We start from the raw sequence: 5452 nt of genomic DNA on the forward strand, positions 1-5452 counted from the left end.
CCCCCCTTAGCAAGGGGGGGTTGGGGGGGGTAAGCTCTTGATTCTGCATCAGTAGAAGGCAAAAATTCTACTAAATGAGGCATCACTCCAATCGGCCCCATTCCCGGGCCGCCGCCGCCGTGGGGAATGCAGAAAGTTTTGTGCAAATTCAAGTGACAAACATCAGCACCAAAATCACCAGGGCGGCACAAACCAACTTGAGCGTTCATATTGGCGCCGTCCATATAAACTTGTCCGCCGCAGTTGTGGACAATCTCGCAAATCTCTTTAATTTCTGCTTCAAAAACGCCGTGGGTAGATGGATATGTTACCATCAAAGCAGCTAATTCATTTTTGTGCTTTTCGGCTTTTTTCTGCAAGTCGGAAACATCAATATTGCCCTGAGAATCGCAATCAACTGCAACTACTTTCATCCCCGCCATCACCGCGCTAGCTGGATTTGTACCGTGGGCTGACTGGGGAATCAAACAAATATTCCGGTGAGATTCGCCTCGGTGTTCGTGGTATTGACGGATTACTAACAAACCCGCGTATTCGCCTTGGGAACCAGCGTTTGGTTGCAAAGAAATTCCGGCAAAACCGGTGATTTCTGCCAGCCACTGTTCGAGTTGCACGAACATCATTTGATAGCCGCGGGTTTGATGGCTGGGTGCGAAGGGGTGAATCTTGCTAAATTCGGGCCAACTAACGGGCAGCATTTCGGCTGTGGCATTCAATTTCATCGTACAGGAACCCAAGGGAATCATCGATGTATTCAGTGACAAATCCTTGGCTTCCAATCGGTGCATATACCGCAAAAGCTCGGTTTCCGAGTGGTAGCTGTTGAAAACAGGATGGGTGAGATAGCTGGTTGTACGATCGCAAAAATCAGGTAAAGTCAAGTATGAATTCAATTCCTCTGCATCCAGGGGAATGTTGAGAGCATTCTGTCCGTCAGCTCTGATATAATCCTTATTCTGTGAGAAAATTTCCCACAACTCTTGCACATCTTCAACCGTGACAGTTTCATCTAAAGTTATTCCCACTGTCGCAGCATCAAAAACTCGGAGATTAATTTGGCGAAGTTGAGCAGCTTCGAGAAGTTCTGACAGCGGTTTGTCTCCCAATTCTACTCGCAGAGTATCGAAGAAAGGTTGGGAACCAATTTTGTATCCGAAACTTCTTAAACCGGATGCCAAAAGTGCAGTTAAACTCCAGACTTTCTCGGCAATGTTTCTGAGTCCAGACGGGCCGTGATAAACAGCATACATACCCGCCATCACTGCTAGCAAAACTTGCGCGGTACAAATATTGCTAGTTGCTTTTTCGCGGCGGATGTGCTGTTCGCGAGTTTGCAATGCCAAGCGTAAAGCTGATTTGCCGTTAGCATCTTTGGAAACGCCAACAATTCGCCCCGGAACTTGCCGTTTAAACTCTTCTTTGGTGGCGAAATAGGCTGCGTGAGGCCCTCCGAATCCGAGGGGAATTCCGAAGCGCTGGGTGCTGCCTACGGCTATGTCCGCGCCGAATTCGCCGGGGGGTGTGAGGAGGCACAGGCTCAAAATATCGGCGGCTACTGTGACTAAGGCGCCGACTTCGTGTGCCGATCGAATAAAATCGCTATAGTCGTAAATTGCGCCGTCGGTGGCTGGGTATTGCAGGAGCGCGCCGAAGATTGTACGATCGAACTCAAAGCTTTGATGGTCGCCGACAATCACTTCAATTCCCAGCGGTTTAGCGCGAGTTTGCACCACTTCGATGGTTTGCGGGTGGCAATCTTGAGACACAAAAAATGCTTTTGCTCCCTTTTTGCTAGCGCCGTAGCTCACCGCCATCGCTTCCGCCGCCGCCGTCCCTTCATCCAGCAAAGAAGCATTGGCAATTTCCAAACCCGTGAGGTCAATTATCATGGTTTGGAAATTCAGCAAAGCTTCCAAACGCCCTTGGGCAATTTCGGCTTGATACGGAGTGTAGGCTGTATACCAGCCGGGATTTTCGAGGATATTCCGCCCGATGACTGGGGGAGTGATGCAGTCGTGATATCCCGTGCCGATGTACGATCGAAATACCTGATTTTTGCCAGCAATTTCTTTCAATTCTGCCAAAGCCGCGTACTCGCTGGAAGCTGCGGGAAGTTGTAGCGGTTCAGAAATGCGAATCGCCGCCGGAACCGTTTTATCAATCAAGTCATCAAGGCTGTCCAGGCCCAAAACATCTAGCATTTGCTGGATTTCGCTGGGTGTCGGGCCAATGTGTCTGGCTGCAAAACCATCGATGGAAACAAGGTTTTGCTGCTGGCTGGGTTCAAGTTGCGGGCTGTAGAGTACCAAGGCTGATTCTCCTGAATTGACTTTTCTTCTTTGTTTGTAACATTTCGCCACAAAAGAAGGAAGTTCGGCAGCAAGCAATGTGCCAGATGTAGCGGATGTCACGGATGTAGCGGAGCGAGCAGAGCAATATGCGAGATTTAACGGAGGTTAGAGGTTGGAGGGAAGAAAAAAGATTTTCCCCTTCTGACCTCTCTCCCCCTCTTCGCTTCTCCCCTATTCCCCTTCCACCATTTTGCGGTACTGTGCGACAGACAAAGCATCATCGGCGTCGCTGGCGTTGTCAACGCGCACTTTCAGCAGCCACCCAGCGCCATAGGGGTCTTCCGCCAAATTTTCGGGAGACTCTACAATCTCATCATTGCGTTCTATGACTGTACCGGTAATGGGCGCTTTCAAATCTTCAACGGCTTTCACTGACTCGACTGTACCGAAAGCTTCGCCCTTTTCGAGCCCTGCGCCGACTTCGGGCAAATCTAGAAACACGATATCACCGAGTTGGTCAACGGCAAAGGCACTAATGCCGATAGTGGCTATTTCCCCTTCGAGTCGGATGTATTCGTGAGTGTCTAGGTATTTCAGGTCATCGGGGTATGTTAGTGTCATGTCAATTCCTCGGCGTAAAAAAGTATACTTTCCATTCGTCAATAATATATAGCAATCTCAAGTCAGTTATGAACGCAGTTCAGGCTTTGACGTTGCACGGGTTCTGCGGCACATCCCACAACTTATTTATGATTGTTATATAAATGTAATGGGAGAAGACTAAAGCCCGAACGATAGAACCTGAAAAACCTGATTTAATTTGGGCGGTTGGGAGAGCGATAAAATGGCTTTTTAACCACCGTCGCCGGATAATTTTTCCCGCGAATTTCGACTTCTAACTGCTGGCCAAGTTTCCCTAATTTTGCCGGAACAACCGCAAGTGCTACCGCCCGATTCAATGTCGGCGATAATGTACCGCTAGTAACTTCTCCTACGGTTTCGCTGTCAAATATTACCGGATAGCCATGGCGCGCAATGTGCCGCCCCTGCATTTCCAAGCCTACCAACCGTTTCGATACTCCCGCGGCTTTCTGCTGTTCCAAAACCTGGCGCCCAATAAAATCGCCTTTGCTATCGAGGTGAACTACCCAACCCAATCCCGCCTCCAAAGGCGTGGTATGGTCGTCAATATCTTGACCGTAAAGTGCCATCGCTGCTTCTAAACGCAAAGTATCTCGCGCGCCTAAACCGCAGGGAACAACACCAACATCTAGGAATTTTTGCCAGACTTTCTTTCCGGTTTCTATATCCACCATAATTTCAAAGCCATCCTCGCCGGTGTAACCTGTTCTGGCGATAAAACTCGGCTGTCCTAACAGCTTTGTTTCTAAGTGTCCGAAAGCTTTGATTGGTGCGAGGTTGTCTTCCACAAAAGGCTGGAGGTATTTAACAGCTTCTGGGCCTTGAATTGCAATTAAAACTTGCTCTTCGGAGATGTCGGTAAAAATAAGTTCGCTCAAGTTTAAGCGGGCGAGAATCCAGGCTTTGTCTGCGATGCGAGTGGCCGCGTTGACAATGATTGCTGCACGTTCTTCGCCAGTGGTGGCGTCGGGTTCTTGGCAGTAGAAAATAATGTCGTCTAGGATGCAGCCTTTGTCATTTAATAAGACTGTATATTGAGCTTGTCCTGGTTGCAAGCGGCTTAAGTCTGAGGGTACTAAGGATTGAAATTTTTCTATTAGTTGTTTGCCTTTCAAACAGAATTTTCCCATGTGGGAAATATCGAACATTCCTGCTTGCTGGCGTACTGCTTGGTGTTCGCTGCTGATGCCTGCGTACTGCACTGCCATCTCCCACCCGGAAAAGGGCACCATCCGACCTTTGAGCTCTAATGATAGTTCGTACAGAGGCGATCGCGCAAGCTGACTCGGTATCTCTGGATTGTTCGGTTCAGTTGAGTTTGCCACAGGTAGCGCTTTTTTGGTTGCGGGTAGACTGTTTTGATTTTACGGGAAAATTGGTTTTTGTGATCTGGGGCGCGATCGAATTTTAGGACGCGACAATGTTGTTTTGCCACAAAACTACGACACCGCAGTCGTCTTTCCACACTTATATCGATCTTGTCTATGGAGAATAGCGGGCTCGAACCGCTGACCCCTACAATGCCATTGTAGTGCTCTACCAACTGAGCTAATTCCCCTTTCTTTTCGCGCTCTCAATCATGCCTTAACTGACCGATGTTTGTCAAGCCTTTTGGAAAAAATAGTTTTGAGCCCTGGATTTGCAAGGCTTTTGGCTTTTTTTCCCAAAAAATCTCCTGGCTTCTAGACAATTGTCAATCCCTGCTCTGATTTTGATTTTAGTAAGTGTGCTGGGATATTGCGGTTAAATGGCTCAAGCAAGACCCCATGAGGAAGTACACGACTACCAGGGCCGCTGCTGAGACCGCAACTAAAGTACCGGCTAGCATTAGTGAAAATTCTCGTTGCGCGATCGCCTCTTGCATTAGGTGCAAAGACCAGGCAACGAGGGCAACGTCAATTATTAAAATAGAAACCAGCATAAGTTACGATTTGTAACAGCTTAACTATTGTAACAAAACTTTTGGCTGCGCGCAGATAAGCTCAGATGTATTTAAGTATTGATGTTAAACGTATGGGGAGCAGGGAAAAGCCATTAAGAAAAAACTATAGGTTTGATTAATAATTACAATATGCAAAGTAAATGAGAGCTAGCTCAGCTTTAGATGGCGGTTGCGCGATCGAGTGGGGCGGTTTACGGGCTGGTTGGAGAGTAGGTGCGATCGCAGTTCAAGTATAGCTTGATGGTACAGATAGCCTTTCTCACAAATATCGGGTAGACTTTTAGATTTTAGATTGGGGATTTAGAGATTGAGGATTGGCGGATAAATTGGTCAATACTCGATCTTTCCTTCGAGGCGCTACATACGATAATTTATCTCTTGGCGATGTTTGAAGTTTTGTCAAAAAGTACGACAAGTTACGACGGACGGCCTAATTTTGATGATAGTGGCTCTATTCCTGAGTTAAAAAGTAAAAAATAATCAGCTAGGGGAATCAAGTTTATGTATAACAGTTTATCAAATAGACAAGAGTGCAAAAATCCTAGAAGGGCGTAGCATTTGGACATAAAATCTTAGG

The 5452-nt window shown here is 47.3% G+C and carries 4 protein-coding genes and 1 tRNA gene; all 5 read right to left on the reverse strand.

Going from position 1 to position 5452, the window contains the following annotated elements; all coding sequences use genetic code 11:
* The coding region (gene gcvP, locus QT974_RS30455) for an aminomethyl-transferring glycine dehydrogenase (RefSeq protein ID WP_333472116.1) at positions 1-2255 on the reverse strand (2255 nt) is incomplete at its 3' end.
* Between the two features lie 267 nt (positions 2256-2522).
* Complete coding sequence (gcvH, locus tag QT974_RS30460; protein WP_333472114.1) at positions 2523-2912, reverse strand: glycine cleavage system protein GcvH; 390 nt, start codon at positions 2910-2912, stop codon at positions 2523-2525.
* Between the two features lie 194 nt (positions 2913-3106).
* The gene (gene gcvT / locus QT974_RS30465; RefSeq protein WP_333472115.1) at positions 3107-4258 is read right to left on the reverse strand and encodes a glycine cleavage system aminomethyltransferase GcvT; all 1152 of its coding nucleotides are present in this window, start codon (positions 4256-4258) and stop codon (positions 3107-3109) included.
* Positions 4259-4418: 160 nt separating this feature from the next.
* Positions 4419-4491, reverse strand: a tRNA-Ala gene (locus QT974_RS30470).
* A gap of 159 nt (positions 4492-4650) precedes the next feature.
* Complete coding sequence (locus tag QT974_RS30475) at positions 4651-4854, reverse strand: hypothetical protein (RefSeq protein ID WP_332995517.1); 204 nt, start codon at positions 4852-4854, stop codon at positions 4651-4653.
* Between the last annotated feature and the right edge of the window lie 598 nt (positions 4855-5452).

It is taken from the genome of Microcoleus sp. BM001215392 (assembly GCF_036700185.1).
Taxonomy (GTDB): Bacteria; Cyanobacteriota; Cyanobacteriia; order Cyanobacteriales; family Microcoleaceae; genus Microcoleus.